This window comes from Cloacibacillus evryensis DSM 19522 (genome assembly GCF_000585335.1).
In the GTDB taxonomy this organism is placed as follows: domain Bacteria; phylum Synergistota; class Synergistia; order Synergistales; family Synergistaceae; genus Cloacibacillus; species Cloacibacillus evryensis.
Genome location: NZ_KK073872.1, coordinates 2,768,184 through 2,788,679, shown reverse-complemented (window position 1 = coordinate 2,788,679; position 20,496 = coordinate 2,768,184). Strand labels below are relative to the sequence as shown.

Below are 20,496 nucleotides of genomic sequence, written 5' to 3'. Positions count from 1 at the left end.
TAAAAATTTTATTTAAGCATGAAAAAGGCCCGCGTCCTTCGGGATGCGAGCCGTGATTTTGCCTGTGAGGCCGACAAACTTAAATCGGCGCTGCAAAAATCCACGACCCATCGGGCAACCGCTTTATTCCGCGCTTGCATTTATCCGCAAACTTTATGGCTGATTCGTAAGCCGTGACGCAGCCGCTCATAAACTAGCCCTTTCTTCTGTTCCAGGCGGCTTCTACTACCGCTCCTGGGATATCTTTGCCCGTAGGGGCTATCGAATTGCGGAACTCGCCGCCGTCGTTGACCTCGTTGACGACCCAGCGTCCGTTCGTCTTGAAAAGGTCCACCGCGAGGAACTCGCCGCCGATCGCCGCGTGTACTGAACGGAGGATGGAGGCAGTCTCATCGTCAAGCGGGAGGTTAGAGGCCGAGCCGCCGCGCGCGGTGTTCGTGATCCAGTGCTCGCTCGTGCGGGCGATCGCGCAGAGCGGCTCTCCGTCGACGACGAAAGCGCGGACGTCGAAGCTGCCCTTATCGACAAACTCCTGAATGTAAAAAGTATTGTGGATGGCCCCGAGCATCGATTTGTGCTCAAATATGGCCTCGGCACTCTCGCGGTCGTTGATCTTCGCGAGCAGCCTGCCCCAGCTTCCGCTTATCGGCTTGCATACCGCCGGATAGCCGAGGGACTCGACAGCCTCAAGCGCGCCCTCCGGCGTGAAAGCGGCGAGGAACTTAGGCTGCGGGACGCCGGCGCGTTCGAGAACCGCCGAAGTCGTGAGCTTATTGCCGCAGATCCCCATCACGCGCGAAGAATTTACCACCGTGATCCCCTGCGTCTCCAGCATCTGGGCGACGCCCTCATTCTGATTGTGCGAGACGCAGCGCGCGAGCACCACGTCGTCAGCCGGGCAGAAGGGCCCGCCGCCGAAGACGGTGTCGCTGACATTCTGCAGCTCGCAGGGAATGCCGAGGCGTTCCGCCGCCTCTTTCAGCAATTTCTCCTCGGTACGGAGCCTTGTAAAGAGAATGCGCAGCGTTGCCATTACCTATTCGCCCCAGTCTTCCTGCACCTGCGGCGCCTCTTCCACAGTGAGCGGATCGAGCGCTACCACCTCAAGTTCAGTGCCGCAGTCCGGGCAGATAAGAAGCTCTCCCTCGCAGCAATCCTGGGGAACGGATACGTTTGCCTCACATACGATACAAGTAGCAGTCATAATAAAAATACCTCCATTAAAATTATATTTAATTAACTTTATGAACTTTTTATTATAATATTTTCTAATAATTATATCGCAGGTGTCTCTTAATTCTCTTTTTATATTACTTAAGTTTATAAAAAGCGCGATATTTAACTATTTCGAATGGATAAAATAATAAAAAGTTCATTTATCCTGGGGAGGTATGATACTCCTAACTTTGTATTTGTCAAGGGGTAATTCGATGCGAAAATCAAGGCGGGGCTGGGACGCAGGAATGGTTTCCTGCCGCTCCCATGCCGCCGCCCGGCGCGTTAAAAGGTTTGATGAGTTTGCCCCGATGCAGACGGGGGTTTAGTGTATAACTTTATCAATTTTCTTGTCGCGCGCGGAAATTCGGAGGCCGGATAAATATTTATCCGGCAGAGCCTGTCCGTATCCGTGCCAGCGGAGGGAGTCCAGAAAACACGCTCCCTCCGCCGGCTTTATCGTGTGTCGTCGCTATTGGCCGCATCCGTCGTTATTGACCCGCAGCGGTTCGCTCTCACGCACGAATTTTTCCACTCCGTCCTTCGCCTTTTTGTCGCGCATCGCGACGCCGGCGCCGCTGATGCAGCCTCCGGGGCAGGTCATTACCTCTATGAGGTCGAACGGCGCGCCGTTTTTCGCGTAGGCCTTCAATTGCGCCATCGTGGCCTTGCTGAGGCCGTTTATGCAGGTGGTGCGGATTTCGGCCTCCTCTCCCAGCGCGCGTTTGACCGCCGCGGCGACGCCGCCGCTTATGGCGAAGCCGCGCCCCTGGGCGGAGGCGTTCTTTTTAAGCTCCGCCTCCTCGCACGCGGAGGGGTTTATCCCGGCCGCTTCGAATAGGGCCGAGAGCTCTTCAAAGGTCATGACGTAGTCGACGCAGGAGTCCTCCATCGCCTCCTTGCGCTTCGCGACGCAGGGGCCGATGAATACGTTTATGTTGCGGGGGTTCTTCGTCTTCATCATTTCGGCGGTGAAGTGCATGGGTGTCGGGGTGTCCGAAATGTGCGGCGTAAGCTCCGGCATATGGCGGCGCGCCGCCTGGATGTAAGCCGGACAGCAGGAGGTGGTCATAAAGGGGCGCTTGTTCGCCATGCGCTCGCGCAGCTCTTCCGCCTCGTCCACGGCTGTCTTATCCGCTCCGAGCGCCACTTCCACCACGTCGGAGAAGCCGAGCTCCCTTATCGCGGTGACGAGCTGGGCGAAGCTCGCTTCAAATTGTCCGGCGATGGCTGGGGCGACGAGCGCGTATATCTGTTTGCGGCTGTCGAGCGCGCGCACGACGTCCACGATCTGGCTGCGCTCAAGGACGGCGCCGAAGGGGCAGGCGGCGACGCAGCAGCCGCAGCTGATGCATTTCGCGTGGTCGACGGAGGCGACGCCGTTTTCATCCTTTTGTATCGCGTTTGTCGGGCAGCTCTCTTCGCAGGGGACGGCGATCTTGGCGATGGCGTGATAGGGGCAGACCTCTTTGCAGCGGCCGCAGTTTTTGCATTTTGTTTTTTCTATTCTTGAATGACCGTCCTCGACGTGGATGGCTCCAAAGGGGCAGACGCTCTCGCAGGGGCGCGCGAGGCAGCCCTGGCAGAGCTCGGTGACATAATAGCGGGCGTTGACGCAGCCCTTGCAGGCGATGTCGATGATCGTCAGCGCCGGCCCCTCTATCTGGTGTCTCTTAAGCGCGCGGTCGGCATATTCGAGCAGCGAGGTCATTTCGTCGTCAGCCTCCACGCTGAAGCCGAGTCCGGCGAGGACGCGCAGGCGGACGATCGCGCGCTCTTTATAGACGCAGCAGCGGTATCTTGCGGCGGAACCCGGAGGAATATGCACGAAGGGCAGCTTCTTCACGCTCTGGCGGAAGTCGCTGTCCTGTGCGTAACTGCCGCCGGGTATCTCCCTGCTGTGTATATACGCCCCGGCGATGCTCCTTATTACCCAGCGTTTTACCTCTATCAGATGATTTGAAAGCATCTCTTCCCCATCTCCCTTGCGATTATGGGAAGACTATACACTAATTTGTGCCGCAGTAACAGTATGTAAATTTTTTCAGAAGATATAAAATAGCGAAAATTTATAAAATAAATAATAATGAACAGACGCATAGAAAAAAGCGCCGCAAGTATTCCGTTTGTCAATTGGCTCTCCATAATATAAGATAATCCGAGCAACAAGATGAAAAAACTGAGGTGATGAGATGCCCGTTTGGGAGATAATCGGCCCGGTCATGACCGGCCCCTCTTCTAGCCATACAGCCGGCGCGGCCCACATAGGGCGTATCGTCCGCATGTGCTGGGGCGGCGAGGTAAAGAGGGCCGACCTATATATGCGCGGAAGCTTTGCGAGCACAGGCGCGGGACATGGTACGGACAAGGCGCTGATCGCCGGCCTTATGGGAATGACGCAGGATGATCCCGAGATCAGAAACGCGCTTGCGCTGGCGCGCGCCGCGGGGATGGATTTCCATTTTTACACGGAAGAGGTGGCGGGGGCGCATCCAAACTCGGTACGCGTAGTCGTCGGCGACGGGGAGGGACGCACGATGGAGGCCGTCGGTTACTCCATCGGAGGCGGCGCCGTCCTCCTTCACAAGCTCGACGGTTTTCAGGTGGACATCTCCTGCACTTTGCCCGCCGTCATAATAATGAACCGCGACGTGCAGGGCGTCGTGAGCGCGGTCACCTCGTACCTGTCGGCGCATAACGTGAATATCGCGACGATGAAGCTCCACCGCGATACGCGCGGCGGGCTCGCGACTATGGTCATCGAGCTTGACTCGGCAGAGGAGCACGTCGATACCGATGTGATAAAGAATCTGCATCCGGGGATAGTCCGCGTGATAGGGATAGAGGGGGAAGACTAAATGCTCAAAGCCGTTGAAAAGATCATAAAGCTTGCCGACGAGAAAAAGATCAGCTTCCCGGAGGCGGTCCTTCTCCTTGACGCCGCGGAGACCGGCGTCCCCGCGGAAGAGATAAGGGGCAGGATGGCGGAGCGCCTTGCCGACATGCGCCGCAGCGTCCGCGAAGCCTGCGCCAATACGGTGCCCTGCCGCATAGAGCCGCCGATGGGGCCAAAACTGCGCGCCTATCAGGAACCGATGGCGGGAGATTTTATTCTCGCCGCCTCCGCGACGGCGATGGAGGTCGCCTCCTATAACGCGACGATGGGGCGCATCGTCGCGGCCCCGACCGCGGGCAGCTGCGGAATAATCCCGGGGATGCTTTTCGCCTGGGAATTTTTTCGCGGCGAAGGCAAGGACACCGAGGCGATGCTGATCGACGCGCTGATAACGGCGGGCGCGGTCGGCGAAGTGACGGCCTTTCGCGCGACGCTCGCGGGAGCGGACGGCGGCTGCCAGGCCGAGTGCGGCGCGGCGGCGGCGATGGGCGCGGCGGCGCTCGCCTTTTTGCAGGGCGGTACGCCCGCGATGTGCGCGCACGCCGCCGCGATGACATTTAAATCGGTGCTCGGTCTGGCCTGCGACCCCGTCGGCGGCCTCGTCGAATGCCCCTGCATCAAGCGCAACGGCATTCTTGTGGCTAACGGCACGCTCTGCGCCGATATGGCGCTCGCGGGGATCGAGTCGGTGATCCCGCTTGACGAAGTTATCGACTCGATGGGACAGATAGGCCGGATGATGGCGCCCGCTCTGCGCGAGACCTCTCAGGGAGGGCTTGCGGTGACGCAGGCGGCCGCCGAGCTGATGAGGGACAGAACGGACAGGATCGGAGGCTGATTTTATGTCTGTATTGATAAAAAATGGGATAATCGGAACGGCGGAGCGTTCATTTCGCGGAGACCTGCTCATAGAGGATGAAAAGATCGCCGCCGTCGGCGGCTCGTTGTACTGCGGCGGCGCCGAGGTGATCGACGCCGCGGGCCGTTATCTGCTGCCGGGCGGCGTCGACCCGCATACGCATGTGATGCTGCGGGCCGGTGAGAACAGTGTCTCCGACGGGTTCGCGGCGGCGACGCGCGCGGCGCTTTTCGGAGGCACGACCTCCGTTGTCGAGCACCCTGGTTTTACCGCGGAGGAAGACCCTCTTGCCAGGGCCGTCGAACTGACCGTCGCCGAAGGCGAAGGCCGCTCCTATACGGATTTCGGCGTGCATCTCGTATTCCGGCGCTATAACGGGAATATCGCGCGGGAGCTGCCGGGGCTTGTCTCCGAGGGCTTCCCGACCGGAAAAGTCTATACCACCTACGCCGGGAGGCTCACGGACGAGGAGATATTTCCGCTGATGCTGAGGATGAAGGAGGCCGGCGGACTGCTCTTCTACCATTGCGAGAACGACGCGATAACGAACGGCCTCGCGGCGGGATTTCAGAGGGAGCTGCCGGTCTCATGTCTCTGCTGGCCAAAGAGCCGCCCCGATTATTGCGAGGCGGAGGCGGTGAAGCGCGTACTCGCGCTCTCGCGGGCCGCCGAGGTGCCGGCCTATATAGTCCATCTTTCGACGAAGGCCGCGCTTGACGAGGTGATCCTCGCGCGCCGCGCGGGTCAGAAGGTATATGTTGAGAGCTGTCCGCAGTACCTGACGCTGACCGATAAATGCTACGAAAAAGAGAACGGCCTTGATTACGTGATGGCCCCGCCGCTGCGCAGCCGGGGCGACTGCAACCGCCTCTGGCGCGCCCTCGCGCAGGGCGACATCGACACGGTCGGCACCGACCACTGTTCCTTCAGCCGCGCCGACAAAACGCGTCTGGGCGCGGAAAATGTTTTCCTGAGCCCAGGAGGGATACCGGGGATCGAGACGCGCATGGAGCTGCTTTTCTCCGAGGGCGTGATGAAAAACCGCCTCTCGCTGGAGCGGTTCGTCGCCGTCACCGCGACGAATCCCGCCGCGATCCTCGGACTGGACGGCAAAGGACGGATAGAAGAGGGGGCCGACGCGGACCTGATACTTATCGACCCCGCGAAGAGCAAGCGGCTTTCCGTCGATACGCTGCACCAGCAGGTCGACTATACGCCTTACGAGGGCATCACCGTCACCGGCTGCGTGACCGACGTCTGGCTGCGCGGGAGGCATCTGATAAGGGATGGCGCGCTGGCCGAGAGCGTCCCGCGGGGAAAATTCGTAAAAAGAGCTCCCGCGCGCGGATGAGAGTTTATACGACCGATATAAAAAAGAGGCGTTGCCCGCGCGGGCGCGCCTCTTTTGATATCACGTAACCCCGGAGCTTACAGTCTCTTCCAGACCTCTTTCGCGCGCTCGCGTGCTTTGGCGTATATCTCTTCGGCGTCGAGCTCGGTCAGTTTGCGATCCTTCATGAGGATCTTGCCGTTCGCGATCGTGGTGACGACGCTGCGCGCCGAGGCCCCAAAGAGCAGATGACCGTTGATGTTTTTATCGGAGAGCTCCGTCGGGGCGCTGTAGTCGAGCACGATCACGTCGGCGGCATAGCCGTCCTTGAGTTTGCCGAGCTTTACGGGGAAAGCCCGCTCCGCGATCTCCGCGTTGTTCCCGAAGAGCATCGCCGGCAGCTCGCCCCAGCCGGAGTTGGGATGCCGGGAGGCGTGTTTGCAGAGGGCGTTGCCCATCTTATAGGATTGCAGCATGTCGCAGACGTAGCCGTCGGTGCCCAGCCCCAGCGTTATTCCGCCGGCCATGAGCTCCGTTATCTTCGCCGCGCCGACGGCGTTGCCCATGTTCGATTCGGGGTTATGCGCGACGGCGGTGCCGGTCTCTTTGAGCAGGGCGCGCTCCCCGTCGTCGATATGGATGCAGTGGACGAAGATGGAACTAGGCCCCGTGAGTCCGAAATCATTAAACCTCTCCACGATGCGTTTGCCGTATTTGGCGGCGCAGTCGGCCTCGTCCGACGGTCCCTCTGCGACATGGACGTGGAAGCCGTCCCTCCGTCCGTTCATCGCCTCGCGGCACTTTTCAAGTGTCTGGTCGGATAGAGTAAAGGAGGCGTGCAGGCCGAATTTGCCTGAAATCATCGGGTCGTTCTCGCGTTCCGCCCAGTCCAGGAAGGCGATGTTTTCCTTGATGCCCTCATAGGCGATCTTCTGCCCGTCGCGGTCGGAGACCTCGTAACAGGTGGAGGTGCGTATGCCCGCCTCACGCGCCGCTTTCGCCACCTCGCAGAGGCTGCCGCTCACCGCGTGAGGGCTCGCGTGATGGTCGATAACGGTGGTGCAGCCGCACTTCACCGCGTCGACGAGCGCCGTTATGGCGCTGTAATAGCAGTCGCGCAGCGTGAGCGCCTTGTCGAGCCGCCACCAGAGTTTTTCCAGCACGCCGGAGAAGTCCTGCGCCGGTTCTCCGGGAACGTTCATGCCGCGTGAGAAGGTGCTGTAGAAGTGCATGTGGCTGTTGATGAATCCCGGCATGATGAGGCCGCCCTTGGCGTCTATGAACTTTGCCGCCGGGTATTTCGCGCGCATCTCTGCCGTGGCGCCGACCGAATTTATCGATGTCCCGTTGATCGCGACGCAGCCGTCTTTTATGAAGGGATTCTCCGGGTCGCGGGTTATCAAAGCTCCGTTGCCGACTAACAGCATAGCAATGTCCTCCTATGTGATATAGATTTTTGTTTTGTGAATTTGCCTTTGAAGTTTTTTATACGACCAAACTTGAAACAGATTGCCGGAGGCTGAATAAAGCCGCCCTGTGCAGCCGGAGGCGCGCTGTCTGTCGTGCGCCGGGGATTGGACGGGGCGGCTTAATGACGCTTACGGCGTATGTATGCCGGGGTTACTTACAGACGGCGACGGCCTCTACCTCCACCAGAACGTCTTTCGGCAGACGCGCCACTTCGACGCATGAGCGCGCGGGAGCGTTCTTCGCGAAGTACTTAGCGTAAACCTCGTTGACCTTCGCGAAATCGTTCATGTCCTTGATGAAAACGGTCGTCTTGACGACGTCGTCGGTCGTCAGTCCCTGGCTCTCGAGCACGGCGCTCATATTCTTGAGCGCCTGTTCGGTCTGGCAGGCGACGCAGCCGGGAACGACGGCCATCGTCTGCGGGTCAAGGGGTATCTGTCCCGAAAGGTAGAGGAACCCGCCGGCCTTTACCGCCTGCGAATAGGGGCCGATCGCCGCTGGAGCGTTGGGGGTGCTGATGATTTCTTTTGACATTTTATATTTCTCCCTTCAATTTTGTTTGATTACCTAAAAAATTTTCTGATCAGCTATATTTTACCTCATATCGCGGGAATTTGCACCTTTGGCTATGCGGCATTTTCCCTACGTTTATTATATGATAATCGCCGCCAAAGGGATATGTAATCGGGCACAATACCTGTTTGCAATTATTACCAAAGAGTATAATATTGACATTTAAGGGAGAATATCAACAGGGAAATTCCAGTTGGGAGGTGCGCCTGTGAGCGAAGAGTTCAGGATCATTGGAAAATCGCTGCCGCGCTTTGACGGTCCCGTCAAGGTCGCGGGAGAGGTCAAGTTTCTTGAGGACATAGATATTCCCGGCTGCTGGATAGGCGGCGTTATCCGCTCGGAGGTGCCGCGCGGTGTGCTGAAGGGAATAAAAACACTTCCCGCCTTTGAGGGGACGGGGGCGGTGCTGGTCACGGCGGAGGATATTCCCGGCGAGAATTATGTCGCGATAGTGCGCAAGGACTATCCGGCGCTTGCCGCGCCTGAGGTCAATTACGCGACGCAGGCGGTGGCGCTCGTCGCCGCGCCAGACCGCGAGAGCCTCAAACGGGCGATGGACGCCGTCAAGGTCGAGATAGATCCGCTGCCGCCGGTCTTTACGATAGAGGAGTCGGAGGCCCGTAAAGAGCTGATCTGGGGCGAGGACAATTGTGTAGACCGTTATTACACCGAGCGCGGCGACCTGCGAAAAGGCTTTGAAGAGGCCGACGCGGTGGTCGAGGGTGAATGGGAGACGGGGCTGCAGGAACAGATGTATCTTGAGACGCAGGGCATGGCGGCCTGGCGTTCCGCGGAGGGCGTCGAGCTTCTCGGTTCGCTCCAGTGTCCCTTCTATGTGGTGAACGCCGTCGCGGCGGCTCTCGGGCTGCCGCATGAGAGGGTCACGGTCCGCCAGAGCGCGACCGGCGGCGCTTTCGGCGGCAAAGAGGATTATCCATCGATACTCGGCGTCTACGCGGCGCTGCTCGCCTGGAAGTCCGGGAAAAAGGTGAAGATCGTTTACGACCGTTCGGAGGACCTGCTCGTCTCACCGAAGCGGCATCCCTCCAAAAGCCGTTACCGTATGGGGTTCACAAAGGACGGTAAGATAACGGCGCTCGACGCGGAGATAAAGCTTGACGCGGGGGCCTACACCACGCTCTCGCGCGTCGTCCTTCAGCGCACGCACCTGCACGCCGCTGGCTGCTACTATGTGCCTAATGTCCGCGTCAGAAGCGCCGCCTGGGCGACGAACACCCCGCCCAACGGAGCTTTCCGCGGCTTCGGCGCGCCGCAGGCGATCTTCGCGATCGAACGCACGATGGACCTCGCCGCCGAGCGGCTGGGGATGGACCCGCTCGATATCCGCCTCGTCAACACGATAAAGACCGGCGACCGCTTTCCCTACGGGCAGGTGCTGCGCGAGGGCAATAACGCGGAGGCCGTGCTCTTAAAGGCGGCGGAGCTTTCCGACTACAGGCGGCGGCGCGAGATACTCTCGCAGCGGCGCGAGGGGCGTTTCCGCCGGGGCATCGGCATCTCCCTCGGCCTCCACGGAGGCGGTTTTACCGGCTCCGGCGAGGCGAATATGGGAACGACGGCGAAGATGACTTTTGACGGAGATAAATTCCGTATATACACGAGCAGCACGGAGATGGGGCAGGGGGCCTCGACGGTGCTGCCGATGGTGGCCGCCGAGGCGCTGGGGGTCGAGATTGACGACGTCATCTATGTGGAGCCGGATACCCGATGCACGCCGAATACCGGCCCGACCGTCGCCTCCCGCACCACGATGTACGCGGGCAAGGCTGTGCAGGACGCCTGCGGGAACCTTAAAATGTCGATAGAGGACGGCGGCGCGCCGCTCTCCGGCACGGCGCTGATCGCCGCGGCCAGGGAGTATCTGGCAAAAAATGGGCGTGCCGAAGCGCTCGGCTATAACATTTTTAACGACGGGCAGAGCTGGGACGAGGAAAAGTTCTCCGGCGACGCCTATCACGGCTACGCCTGGATAGCGAACGCCGTGGAAATAGAGCTTGACATGGATACCTACGAGGCGACACCGCTCTCCGCGGCGGTCGCGGCGGAGGTAGGGCGCGCGATAAATCCGATGCAGGCGAAAGCTCAGCTGACAGGCGGCGTGCTTCAGGCTTTCGGCTGGGCGCACATCGAAGACCTTGGCGTGGACGCGAAGGGGCGCTATACGGCGGCGCATATGAACGCCTATCTGGTGCCTACGACGCTCGATACGCCGGAGTGGAAGGTGGCCCTGCTTGAAGATCCCTGTCCCGCCGGATGCTACGGCGCTAAGGGGCTCGGCGAGCTGCCGTGCGACGCGGGAGCGGCAGCCTTCGCCGCCGCGATAGACCACGCCGCGCAGATATTCTCGCACCGCGTCCCGATGACAGGAGAGAGGATCTTCGAGGCGATAGAAAAGAGAGATAACGGTGGTGAATAGAAGATGAGGATAGAGCTCACAGTAAACGGAAAACTGCGCCACGCCGAAGTGCCTCCGATGAAGCTCCTGATCGCGGTGCTGCGCGAGGAGCTCGGGCTTGGCGGGACAAAGGAGGGCTGCGGCGAGGGAGAGTGCGGAGCCTGTTCCGTCATCATGAACGGCCGGCTCACGAACGCCTGCCTCGTTCCCGCCGTTCAGGCTTCAGGCAGTGAGATATTGACGATAGAGGGGCTCGGAGGTTCGGAGGATATGGATATCCTGCAGAGGGCCTTCGTTATCGAGGGCGGGGTCCAGTGCGGCTTCTGCACGCCGGGGATGATCCTTGCCGCGAGGGCGCTGCTCGAAGAGAATCCCGACCCTTCGGAGGATGAGATAAAAGAGGCCCTCTCCGGCAACATCTGCCGCTGCACGGGCTACGAGCGCATCTATAACGCGGTGCGCCGCGCGGTCGCCGAGGGGTACTGCGAAACGTTCCGGAAGCGTGAAAACCTCTGCTCCGGGCAGCTGCCGCAGCCGACCCGCGGCGGGGATGAGGACTGTCTGCTTCCCGAGACGCTGAAAGAGGCTCTCGCGCTTCTCGCGGAGAATCCCGAAGCGGTGATCCTCGCGGGGACGACAGACATCGTTCCCGATATCAAGAACGGCAAATTCAGCGCCCCGAGGCTGTTGGACGTCAGCCGCCTCAAGGAGATAAGGGGCATATACAAAGCGGGCGGAGATATACATATCGGCGCCTGCGCGACGAATGGCGATGTCGTCCGCAGCTCTATCATAAAAAAGTACCTCCCCGCGCTGTGGGAGGCTTCGCACAGGAGCGGGGCGCCCGCGGTGCAGAACCGCGCCACCGTCGCCGGAAACATCGCCACCGCCTCCGGGGCCGCGGACCTGCCGACGATCCTTCTGCCGCTGGAGGCGCGCGTCGTTTTGGAAAGCGTGCGCGGAGCGCGGGAGCTGCCGCTCGCGCGCTTTATCGCCGGTTACCGCCGGACGGAGCGCCGCCCGGACGAACTTATCACGGAGGTCGTCGTCTCCGTGCCGTCGCCGGGGACCTATCAGAGGTTTTTTAAGCGCGGATCGCGCAAGGCGCTGACCCTTTCGCGCATCTCTCTCGGCTTCTGCCTGGAGGCCGAAGGGGATCTGATAAAATCCTTCCGCGCCGGCGCGGGCAGCATGAGCCCGGTACCGATACGCCTGCCGAAGACGGAGGCCGCCCTCGAGGGCGGAATGCTTGGCGAAGAGCTCATAGAAAAGGGCTGCGCGGCGATATCGGAGGAGCTTACGCCGCGAAAGAGCGCGGCCTGGAGGAAAAAAATGGCCGCTAACCTGCTGCGCAGCTTTCTGCTGGAGGTCCAGGCGGCGGAGGCTCGGAGGGTGCGGCTGCCGGACGATATCCCCGGGGAGGAGAGAAGCGGCCCCAGACGTTTAAAGGGCTAAGCCGTTTTTTGTATGTCGGAGGCGCAGAAGGTGTAAATATCCTCCCCGCCGCCGTTCCTGATCACCGAGGCGCTGACGGTGGCTGAAAATCCAGCCGTGAACCGGCGTTTCATGGTGCTGGTACTGCCGCCCGTCTTCCGCATCTCTTCCAGAGGGCAGTCTTCGCAGGCGATCTCTCTTCCATGCAGCGCGGCGAAGCAGTTTTTGCCGAACCCGGCGCCGGGAAAACAGCGCTTCAATTCATCGTTGAAGTAGATGAGCTCCCAGCTCTGGTTTACGACGAATACCCATTGCCGCAGGCTGTTGAGGACGACCTCCTGTATTCTGAAATTGACGGCAAGCGTATTCCGCGAGCGTTCTTTCTGTATATAGCCGCCGATGATGCCGGCCAGCAGGCTCAGCGTCTCTATTTCCGCCGTCGTCATTTTGCGTCCCTCATGCCGGCAGTCGTCAAACCCCAGCGCCCCGCACAGGACGCCGCCCTCTTTGAAGGCGCATTGCAGCATGTTGATGACGCCCTCTTCCCGTAGGTGTTCGCGATATGCGGCGTCCTCCAGATTGTCGAGCGAGCTGAGGAAGTAGACGTCGGACTCCTGAAAGTGGCTGAGCAATAGCGCGTTATCCTCTGCCGGGCGCATCGGATAGCGTCCTATCACCGGTTCGACGCCGCTCTGGCAATATTCGAAGGTACAGCCCAGCTTCGTGCGGCTCACATCGTATTCGAATATGTAGCCGCGGCTCATATTGAGATAGCGGCAGGCTACGGAGAGCGCGAGGTTTACGGCCTCGTCGAAATTATTCACCGTGTAAAGTATCTTGAATACATATTCAGCGATGTTCTCGCTGTATGATTTCTGTCCCTGCGGCTGGTCCGGCAGCGTCCTCACATTGCATAGCTTCGCCTTCTCGAGCGCGCCGCCGCGGTTCTCGGCGTCCCGGCAGAGCATGTAGCAATCCTTTCCGTTCTGCTTGGCGTTATAGAGGGCCATGTCCGCCCCCTGATAGAGCGCGTCGAAGTCTGTGCCATCCTGCGGGAATATCGCGATCCCAATGCTGCCGGAGGATGAGAACTTCTCATATTTCAGCGTAAAGGCGGCGCGTATCTCCAGCGCTTTGCTGTGGATCAGCGCGAGCGAGGGGACATTCTTCATCAGTATCATAAATTCGTCGCCGCCGATGCGTCCCACGACGTCCGAGCTGCGGAATATCGAGCGCAGATTGTCGGCCATGTCTCCGAGGACGGTATCGCCGTAAAGGTGGCCGAATGTGTCGTTTATCATTTTGAAATTATCGATGTCGCAGACGAAAACGGCGTGCATCTTGTCCGGCGGGGAGGCGGAGAGAAAGTCGGAGATCATGGAATGGGTCGTCCCCTTGTCGTATAACCCCGTCAGGCTGTCCGTCTGGGCCTGTATCATAAGGGCCTCGCGCTCCCGGACCTGTTCGTTGACGTCCTTTATCAGCCCGACGACGCGCGCCACGCAGCCGCTGGAATTGACGATGGGCGTACCCTGTACCCGGCACCAGATATAATCGCCGCCGCGGTCGGTTATGCGGAGTTCTGTCTCGTGCAGTCCCTCCTGCCCCGTGAGGACGTCGTCGATGAAGTCCTCGTAGGCGCCGGCGTCCTCACGATGTATCGCCTCATGTATGCGGAGCCCGCCGAAACGTTTTTTGTAGGCGGGGGAGAAGTAGACGGAATCGTCGTCGACATTCCAGTCGAAGAGGCATTCGTCGGCGTTCTCCGTGACGACGCGGTAACGCTCCTCGGAGAGCGCGAGCTCGTCGGCGTTCGCCTTGGCTTCCGTGTTGTCGATGACGACGCAGTAATAACGGCAGCCGCCGTCGCGTCCTTTGACGCTGCGGCCTCTGTCCAGCACCCATTTTACGCCGCCCTTGGCCGTGATGACGCGGTATTCAAGCGAGAGCCTTTTTGCGGACTGCGACTGTTCGGCCATCTCGAGCCGGACCCGTTCGCGGTCATCGGGGTGGACCGTTTCCAGGAAGCTGTCGTGGTAATGACGGTGAAAATCTTCGCGCGCACATTCAAGCAGATCGAGATAACCGTCGCTTATCTCCGTCATCGTAACGTCACTGTCGTCCAGGCAGCAGGAGACGCCGCCCGGTATGTTGGCGGTGAGCGCCTCCAGCGACTCCCGCGTCTCGTCCGTCTCTCGTATCTGGCTGCGCAGAATGAAATAGGTGGCGGCCCAGACTATCGATAAGAGCGTGAAGATCACGACCACGAATAAAAATGTTATATCTGCAAAGTCTCCAAAACGGTCAAGCAGCGCGGAGCCGGGGATGACTGAGATCAGATACCAGCCGTTCACGCCGAGCGGGGCGTAGTTGATATAAAGCGTCTCTCCGCCGGCGTCGTAGCGGGAGACGTTGCTTTTGTGCGCCTCCATGTCCTTTTCCATTGAACGGCGCAGCGTCTCGTATTTAGTGCCGATCCGGTCCGTCTCTTTGAAGATGCTGGAGGTGTCGCGGAAGACAGCCTCTTCGCGTCCCGTCGGCGCCAGGAGGATGACCCCATTTTGGTCGACGACGTATGAATACCCCTTCCCGCCAAAGAGCGGCGAGAAGAATATCGCGGAAAAGTTTTCGCGGTCGAAGCTCGCGTAGAGGACGCCGCGCACACCGTGATAGCCTTTTACCGGCACGGCAAAGGCTATCACGTCGCCGCCGGTGTGGTTTGAGATCAAAACATCGGAGATATTTGGAATGCCGCTAAGAGCTTTGCGGAAGTATTCGCGGTCTTTGACATTGTTATAATGAAAGTCGCTTGAAAGCGAGCGGCCGCTCGGCAGGGCGACCGCGATACGGTCATAGGGCATATGTTCCGCGTTTCTTCGCAGCATCATCATGATCTGCGGGTTCTGGATATTCTCTTCCCGCGCGATCATGTCCGCCGCGCCGTTGAGGGAAGAAAACATATTTGAGATGCGCTGGTTTATTTCCGCGGAGGAGTATTCCGCGTAGTCGACTAGGTTAAGGGTCGCCGCTCTCGCGATGGCTTTTTCCATCACGTGCTGGTACCAGAAAAAAATGGCGGCAAGCGTAAGGCAGAAAAAGACGGCGATCAGATAAAGAGCCGATTTGCGGCCTATACTCAGAAATGAAAATATATTTATTCACTCCTCCGGCGAGGCAATAATATATATGCTATGTATGACTGGTGAAAAATCGTACGGTTACTATGCGCTCATTGTACGCCATTCAATATCAAAAGACAATAAAATATATAAATCACAAATATACAAGACGTTTGGCCTCCATAGACATCCGTGTCTCCCGGTCCGCAACGCGGAACTGGCATTTATGCCTAACCGGCGTTCCATATCTTGGCAGTGAAAGAAAATCCCCCGCCAATATAATCATAATGTAATAACGGAACCGACTGTATTATGAAAGGGGAAATCTTTCTGATGGAGATAATAAGCTGGTTTGCCGCGGTTTGCCGCGAGAACCCTTCGATACCGTTTTTCTTCTGTATCGGAGCGGGTTACTGGCTAGGGAGCTTTAAATACAAGGGCGTGGCGCTGGGCGCGGTGGCGGCGACCCTCATCGTCGCGGTGATAGTGGGCGCGCTGCTGGGGGTGGAGATATCGCCCAATGTCAAAAATATTTTCTTCCTGCTCTTCATATTCACCATCGGCTACAGCAGCGGCCCGGCCTTTTTTCACAGCCTCCGCTCCAGCGCTGTGCCGCTTCTCGCTTTTGCGCTGCTGATGGCGGCGCTCTGCCTCGCCTCGGCCTATGTGATGGCGAAGCTGATGGGGCTCAATCCGGGCTTCGGCGCGGGGCTGCTCGCGGGGTCGGCGACAGAGTCGCTGATGATCGGAGTCGCCGCCGACACGATCGCCAAGCTCGGTCTCGGCGCGGAAGTTACGGCGCGGTACGTCAACGACGTCCCGATCGCATACGCGATCTCCTATCTCTTCGGCACCATCGGCGCGATATGGATAACCGCCTATCTCGGTCCGATACTGCTCGGCGTCAAGGACATCCGCGCGGAGGCGCGCGCGCTTGAAAGCAAGCTTGGGGAGACGAAGATGCCGCCGGATACCTTTATCGAATATACGGATTACCTTACGCGCAGCTATCGTGTGGAAAACCCGCGCTATATCGGCAGGAGCGTCGGCGACGCCGAGGCGGCGGAGGGCGGCGATAAGAGCTTTCTGATAACGGCGCTGCGGCGCAAGGGGGATAAGGTCGCCGTCACCGGCGGCGCCGTGCTTGAAAAGGACGATATCGTCGCGGTGCGCAGCCTGCGCAAGATACTCGCCGACACGGCGGCGATGCCCGGGCCGGAGGTTGCCGACGACGAATTCTCCTCTATAGTGATGGAGCGCGTGAACGTCGTCGTCACCAAAAGAGAATGGTTCGGCCGGACCATCGAAGAGCTGGCGGTCGAGCCGCAGATGCACGGCGTGATCGTAAGAAAGATAACGCGCGGCGTGCAGGAGATCCCCGTATTCAACAGCACCGTCATCCACCGCGGCGACGTGATCACGATCGGCGGCGTCATGAAGGCGGTAGAGCTTGCGATACCGACCATCGGCTATCCTGAGCGCACGAGCACGGCGACGGACATGGTGACGGTCGCGCTCGGGATCGCGGCTGGCGCCCTCGTCGGAGTCGTCACCTTCAAGGCCGGCCGCATACCGCTGAGCCTCACCACGGGCGGCGGAGCCTTGCTTGCCGGCCTGCTGATAAGCTGGTTTCGCTCGGCGCGCCCGGTCTTCGGGAATATGCCCGCCGCCACGGCCTGGATATTTCAAAGCCTCGGCCTCTGCGGTTTCATCGCCGTCGTCGGCCTGAGCTGCGGCCCGGATTTCGTGAGCGGCCTCAGACAAAACGGCTGGGGGATAATGTGGGGCGGCATCGTCGTCACCGTCGTTCCCATAGTCTCCTGCATCCTCGCCGGCAAATGGTTCTTCAAGATGAATCCGGTCATCCTTCTCGGGGCCTGTACCGGCGCGCGCCTCTGCACGGCTGCGCTCGGCGCGCTGCAGGAGGCCTGCGGCAGTTCGACGCCGGTGCTCGGCTATACCATCCCGTATGCGCTGAACAACGTGATCTTCGCCGTCTGGGGCGTGGTGATCGTGCTGCTGATGGCCTGACGGATATCCGGTTACGGTACGATATACGAAAGCGCCCCTCTCTGTTTGGAGGGGCCGCTTTTTAGGTTTTCTCAGGGATTTTTCCCCGGTTTTTCCCAGATCATCAGGATCACGGAAACGACGACGAGAGGCAGCGCCAGCATGGTGCTTTTATGGAGCGCCTCGCCGCCGAGCAGCCAGCCGAGCAGCACCGCGACGATGGGATTGACGAAAGCGTGCGTGGCGACGCGGTTTGCCGGTTCCACGCGCATCAGCCAAAGAAACGCCGAATAGGCGGCGAGCGAGCCGAAGATCACCAGATAGCCGAGGGCGAGGGCGGAACGCATGGAAAAGGCGTGGAATTGCGGATAATTCCCCGTGAAGAGGGAGAGCGCGTACTGCGAGACCATCATCACCGTGCCGCCGCAGAGCATCTGCATCCCCGAGGCCGTCAGGAAGTCTTTGTGTATCCTGGGATTGGCCGATATAAAGGCGCCCACCACCCAGGTGAGCGTCGAAAGCAGCAACAGCAGGACCCATAGCGTGTACTTTGATTCAAATGAAAGCTCCACGTTCGGGTCTCCGGCGATCAACAGGCAAATGCCCGCAAAGCCCAGCGCGATGCCGGCATAGTGGCGCAGCAGCGGCTTTCTGCCGTCGAAAAAGAGCCAGCCGATGAGGCAGAACCACAACGGCTCGATCGCCGCGATGAGCCCCGCTATAGAAGATGGGACTACGATCTCCGCGGTGGTGATCAGCCCGTAGGTCACGGCGAATGGCAGCAGCGAGGCGCCGAAGGCGAGCTTCCAGCCGCGCGCCGTCGGCAGGTCGCGTGTCTGAAGGAGCCTCACGCAGAGCAGTATCGCCCCCGCCGCGAGAAAGCGAATGCCGCCCGACAGCAGCGGCGGGATGGTCTCGACCGAAAAGCGTATCGCGAGGTATGTCGATCCCCAGATGATGTAGACGATCAGATAGGCAAAGATAATGAGCCACTTAGGGTATACTCCGCTTTGCGGCCGCGATTCCCCCCGCACTACCTTACCACCGTGGCCGTCTTGGCGTCCGTCGCCCTGACGAGGTCCAAGGGCGACATTTTGAAGAGCAGCCCCCTGTGTCCCGCGTTCACGGTGATGAAATCAAACTTGAGCGCCGATTCGTCGATGATCACCTGATATTTTTTCTTCGTCGCCAGCGGCGAGCAGCCCCCGCGGATGTAGCCGGTCAGTCCCTGTACCTCTTTGAGATGTACCAGCTCGGAGCTTTTGTTTCCCGAGGCCGCCGCGAGCGCTTTAAAATCCAGCTCGCGTCCGGCGGGGACGCATACCATCATCACGCCGTTCTTGTCGCCGCGGCAGCACAGAGTCTTGAAGGTGCGCTCCTCGGCTATCCCGGTCTTCGCGGCGGCGTCCTCGGCGGAGAGCGCCTCTTCGTCGATCTCATATTCCAGAAGTTCAAAGGGGATCTTTAGATTTTCCAGCAAACGAACCGCGTTTGTCTTTTTTACCGCTGCCATTTACATTTACCTCCGTATCACAGTAGCATATAATTAGGAAAGTATAACGCAAAATCAATGATAGAGGGAGTTACCAAAATGATAGGATACTTTGACGGAGCCTCGCGCGGAAACCCCGGGGAGGCGGGCGCGGGAGCGCTGCTGCTGGACGAAGGCGAAAACACGATCTGGGAGACGGCGCGCTACCTTGGCAAAAAGACCAACAACGAGGCCGAATATAACGCCGCCATCCTTCTGCTCACGGCGGCGAAGGAGCGCGGCGTGAAAGAGCTCAAGGTCTACGGCGACAGCAAGCTCGTCGTCTGCCAGCTTTCAAAACAATGGAAGATCAACCTGCCTCATCTGCGCGAACTGGCCAAGAGGGCCTGGGAGATCTCGGAGGGGATGACGGTCCGTTACGAGTGGGTGCCGCGCGCGAAAAACAAACGCGCCGACGAACTCTCCAACGAGGCGATCGACAACGCCAAATAAAGAAAGGGCAGCTCCACGGTCCTTGGGGACTTTTGAGACCCGCCTCCGCGCGGTCCGCGGCGGCGTTACGCCGCAGACCGCGGGATTACACATTCGTCTCCGTATTAAAGATGGTATTTTCCACGTCGCGCACATAGACGCCGCTCAGGTAGCCGCGGCAGAGCCCGTCCATCTTTGCGTAAAGCCCGTCCATCACGTCGGCCATCCCGGAGGCGACGAGGCACTCCATATCGGAATCCCCGGGACGCCAGGCGCTGCCGACAAAGGCCGCGCCCACGGCCTCCGCCACTTCGCGCAGCGAAAGGTCAGAGACGTTCTCCCTCACGGCATAGCCTCCGGCCGCGCCCTCGCGGGTGAGGATGATCCCCGACCTTTTCAGCTTGCTCATCACCATGCGGACGCGCGCGGGGTTGGTGCAGATATTCTTCGCGAGCTCCTCGCTTGAAAGGTAGGAGCGCTTGTGATTCAAATAAACGATGGCGTGTACCGCTATCGCGAACTCTCCGGTCATCAAAACCGCCTCGATCATTGGAAGATGCAAAATCAGCTCACATTGTAATTATAAATATTACATATGTGGCGTCAAGAGGGAAAATGGCTGCGCCGCCGCCGTGCTTACGGGAAAAAAGAGGCGGCGGAACCTCTGCCTGCCTCTCTCATCAGCCTGTGCGCGCCGCTGCCGGGCGATCCTATATCCTGATGAAGCTGAGGCTGTTGCCCTGCTTCTCGATGATTTTTTTGATGCTGTCAAACGACAGCCAGAGCGTCTCCGTGTTGTCGCAGGGATGGACGCCGAGTCGCGGGCGGCCGCGCAGGTCCTCGTCGATAAGCACCTCCACGTTTTTCGCGCAGTCGTTGAGCACGCCGAGCGGGGTGACGGCGCCCTTTGTCAGCCCCAGGTTGGCCATCAGCCGCTCTTCGGAGCCGAAGCTGAGACGGGTGCTGCCGATCTGCGCGCGTATCGCCTTGAGGTCGGCGCTCTTGGCTTCGTCGAGCACGACGAGAAAGTGTCGCTTGCCCTTTTCATCGCGCAGGAAAAGGTTTTTGCAGACGTCCTCGATCTTCATTCCCTCGACCTCTTTCATCTCGTCTATGGTGTAGACGGGGCCGTGTTCCATGGCCTCATATTCGATGCCCATTTCCGTAAGCTTCGCGCGCACCTCTTCTTTTGTAAGCGGCATATTTTCTTC

At 59.5% G+C, this 20,496-nt stretch carries 17 protein-coding genes; 7 read left to right on the top strand and 10 right to left on the bottom strand.

The genetic code is table 11. The features are described from left to right. Positions 1–193: 193 nt before the first annotated feature. The 3 genes from CLOEV_RS12505 to CLOEV_RS12495 all read right to left on the bottom strand — a co-directional run bounded on the left by CLOEV_RS12505 (position 194) and on the right by CLOEV_RS12495 (position 3,184). Positions 194–1,033: a RimK family alpha-L-glutamate ligase gene (locus tag CLOEV_RS12505; protein WP_034444099.1), complete on the bottom strand. Its 840-nt coding sequence runs from the start codon at positions 1,031–1,033 to the stop codon at positions 194–196. Positions 1,034–1,036: 3 nt separating this feature from the next. After that, positions 1,037–1,204 carry a lysine biosynthesis protein LysW gene (lysW, locus tag CLOEV_RS12500; RefSeq protein WP_008713429.1) on the bottom strand — a complete coding sequence of 56 codons (168 nt, stop codon included), beginning with the start codon at positions 1,202–1,204 and terminating at the stop codon, positions 1,037–1,039. Between the two features lie 483 nt (positions 1,205–1,687). Beyond that, positions 1,688–3,184 carry a monomeric [FeFe] hydrogenase gene (locus CLOEV_RS12495; RefSeq protein ID WP_034444097.1) on the bottom strand — a complete coding sequence of 499 codons (1,497 nt, stop codon included), beginning with the start codon at positions 3,182–3,184 and terminating at the stop codon, positions 1,688–1,690. 223 nt (positions 3,185–3,407) lie between these two features. On the opposite strand from CLOEV_RS12495, the gene sdaAB reads away from it, so the two are divergent. The 3 genes from sdaAB to hydA are packed head-to-tail and all read left to right on the top strand — an operon-like array spanning position 3,408 to position 6,321. After that, positions 3,408–4,073: an L-serine ammonia-lyase, iron-sulfur-dependent subunit beta gene (gene sdaAB, locus CLOEV_RS12490; RefSeq protein WP_008713426.1), complete on the top strand. Its 666-nt coding sequence runs from the start codon at positions 3,408–3,410 to the stop codon at positions 4,071–4,073. Further along, a complete protein-coding gene (gene sdaAA / locus CLOEV_RS12485) occupies positions 4,074–4,949 on the top strand; it encodes an L-serine ammonia-lyase, iron-sulfur-dependent, subunit alpha (protein ID WP_008713425.1) in 876 nt (291 codons plus the stop codon). It begins immediately after the preceding gene. A gap of 4 nt (positions 4,950–4,953) precedes the next feature. Then, complete coding sequence (gene hydA / locus CLOEV_RS12480) at positions 4,954–6,321, top strand: dihydropyrimidinase (protein ID WP_034444094.1); 1,368 nt, start codon at positions 4,954–4,956, stop codon at positions 6,319–6,321. A 77-nt stretch (positions 6,322–6,398) separates the two neighbouring features. Here hydA and ssnA read toward each other — a convergent pair whose 3' ends face one another. Next, entirely contained in the window at positions 6,399–7,727 is a 1,329-nt protein-coding gene (gene ssnA, locus CLOEV_RS12475) for a putative aminohydrolase SsnA (protein WP_034444092.1), read from the bottom strand. Positions 7,728–7,920: 193 nt separating this feature from the next. Beyond that, positions 7,921–8,304 carry a RidA family protein gene (locus tag CLOEV_RS12470; protein ID WP_008713422.1) on the bottom strand — a complete coding sequence of 128 codons (384 nt, stop codon included), beginning with the start codon at positions 8,302–8,304 and terminating at the stop codon, positions 7,921–7,923. Between the two features lie 247 nt (positions 8,305–8,551). On the opposite strand from CLOEV_RS12470, the gene CLOEV_RS12465 reads away from it, so the two are divergent. After that, entirely contained in the window at positions 8,552–10,780 is a 2,229-nt protein-coding gene (locus CLOEV_RS12465) for a xanthine dehydrogenase family protein molybdopterin-binding subunit (RefSeq protein WP_034444089.1), read from the top strand. 3 nt (positions 10,781–10,783) lie between these two features. Further along, positions 10,784–12,214: an FAD binding domain-containing protein gene (locus CLOEV_RS12460; protein WP_034444087.1), complete on the top strand. Its 1,431-nt coding sequence runs from the start codon at positions 10,784–10,786 to the stop codon at positions 12,212–12,214. Here CLOEV_RS12460 and CLOEV_RS12455 read toward each other — a convergent pair. Further along, positions 12,211–15,243, bottom strand: a complete 3,033-nt coding sequence (locus CLOEV_RS12455; protein ID WP_034444085.1) for a diguanylate cyclase domain-containing protein — start codon at positions 15,241–15,243, stop codon at positions 12,211–12,213. The genes CLOEV_RS12460 and CLOEV_RS12455 overlap by 4 nt on opposite strands. A gap of 402 nt (positions 15,244–15,645) precedes the next feature. On the opposite strand from CLOEV_RS12455, the gene aspT reads away from it, so the two are divergent. Further along, positions 15,646–17,343, top strand: coding sequence for an aspartate-alanine antiporter (aspT, locus tag CLOEV_RS12450; protein WP_034445898.1), 1,698 nt, complete (start codon positions 15,646–15,648; stop codon positions 17,341–17,343). Between the two features lie 71 nt (positions 17,344–17,414). Here the strand turns inward: aspT and CLOEV_RS12445 are convergent, their stop codons facing one another. Both CLOEV_RS12445 and ybaK read right to left on the bottom strand, forming a co-directional pair. Beyond that, positions 17,415–18,356 (bottom strand): EamA family transporter, encoded by a 942-nt coding sequence (locus tag CLOEV_RS12445; RefSeq protein ID WP_051485070.1) that lies wholly within the window; start codon positions 18,354–18,356, stop codon positions 17,415–17,417. Next, positions 18,356–18,835 (bottom strand): Cys-tRNA(Pro) deacylase, encoded by a 480-nt coding sequence (gene ybaK / locus CLOEV_RS12440; protein WP_008713410.1) that lies wholly within the window; start codon positions 18,833–18,835, stop codon positions 18,356–18,358. The genes CLOEV_RS12445 and ybaK overlap by 1 nt, the downstream gene beginning before the upstream one ends. 78 nt (positions 18,836–18,913) lie before the next feature. Here ybaK and CLOEV_RS12435 point away from each other — a divergent pair, with 78 nt between their 5' ends. Then, positions 18,914–19,306 carry a ribonuclease HI family protein gene (locus CLOEV_RS12435; protein ID WP_008713408.1) on the top strand — a complete coding sequence of 131 codons (393 nt, stop codon included), beginning with the start codon at positions 18,914–18,916 and terminating at the stop codon, positions 19,304–19,306. Between the two features lie 85 nt (positions 19,307–19,391). On the opposite strand, the gene CLOEV_RS12430 is transcribed toward CLOEV_RS12435, so the two are convergent. After that, entirely contained in the window at positions 19,392–19,817 is a 426-nt protein-coding gene (locus tag CLOEV_RS12430; protein ID WP_034444083.1) for an RrF2 family transcriptional regulator, read from the bottom strand. A 178-nt stretch (positions 19,818–19,995) separates the two neighbouring features. Next, positions 19,996–20,487 (bottom strand): prolyl-tRNA synthetase associated domain-containing protein, encoded by a 492-nt coding sequence (locus tag CLOEV_RS12425; RefSeq protein ID WP_008713405.1) that lies wholly within the window; start codon positions 20,485–20,487, stop codon positions 19,996–19,998. Positions 20,488–20,496 lie beyond the last annotated feature (9 nt).

Excerpts from the sequence above, each read along its gene's own strand:
- sdaAA (WP_008713425.1), top strand. The coding sequence starts at position 4,074 with ATGCTCAAAGCCGTTGAAAAGATCATAAAGCTTGCCGACGAGAAAAAG.
- CLOEV_RS12430 (WP_034444083.1), bottom strand. The coding sequence starts at position 19,817 with ATGACCGGAGAGTTCGCGATAGCGGTACACGCCATCGTTTATTTGAAT.
- CLOEV_RS12505 (WP_034444099.1), bottom strand. The coding sequence starts at position 1,033 with ATGGCAACGCTGCGCATTCTCTTTACAAGGCTCCGTACCGAGGAGAAA.
- CLOEV_RS12495 (WP_034444097.1), bottom strand. The coding sequence starts at position 3,184 with ATGCTTTCAAATCATCTGATAGAGGTAAAACGCTGGGTAATAAGGAGC.
- CLOEV_RS12435 (WP_008713408.1), top strand. The coding sequence starts at position 18,914 with ATGATAGGATACTTTGACGGAGCCTCGCGCGGAAACCCCGGGGAGGCG.
- CLOEV_RS12425 (WP_008713405.1), bottom strand. The coding sequence starts at position 20,487 with ATGCCGCTTACAAAAGAAGAGGTGCGCGCGAAGCTTACGGAAATGGGC.
- CLOEV_RS12455 (WP_034444085.1), bottom strand. The coding sequence starts at position 15,243 with ATGGAAAAAGCCATCGCGAGAGCGGCGACCCTTAACCTAGTCGACTAC.
- ybaK (WP_008713410.1), bottom strand. The coding sequence starts at position 18,835 with ATGGCAGCGGTAAAAAAGACAAACGCGGTTCGTTTGCTGGAAAATCTA.
- CLOEV_RS12470 (WP_008713422.1), bottom strand. The coding sequence starts at position 8,304 with ATGTCAAAAGAAATCATCAGCACCCCCAACGCTCCAGCGGCGATCGGC.
- aspT (WP_034445898.1), top strand. The coding sequence starts at position 15,646 with ATGGAGATAATAAGCTGGTTTGCCGCGGTTTGCCGCGAGAACCCTTCG.
- hydA (WP_034444094.1), top strand. The coding sequence starts at position 4,954 with ATGTCTGTATTGATAAAAAATGGGATAATCGGAACGGCGGAGCGTTCA.
- ssnA (WP_034444092.1), bottom strand. The coding sequence starts at position 7,727 with ATGCTGTTAGTCGGCAACGGAGCTTTGATAACCCGCGACCCGGAGAAT.
- sdaAB (WP_008713426.1), top strand. The coding sequence starts at position 3,408 with ATGCCCGTTTGGGAGATAATCGGCCCGGTCATGACCGGCCCCTCTTCT.
- lysW (WP_008713429.1), bottom strand. The coding sequence starts at position 1,204 with ATGACTGCTACTTGTATCGTATGTGAGGCAAACGTATCCGTTCCCCAG.
- CLOEV_RS12460 (WP_034444087.1), top strand. The coding sequence starts at position 10,784 with ATGAGGATAGAGCTCACAGTAAACGGAAAACTGCGCCACGCCGAAGTG.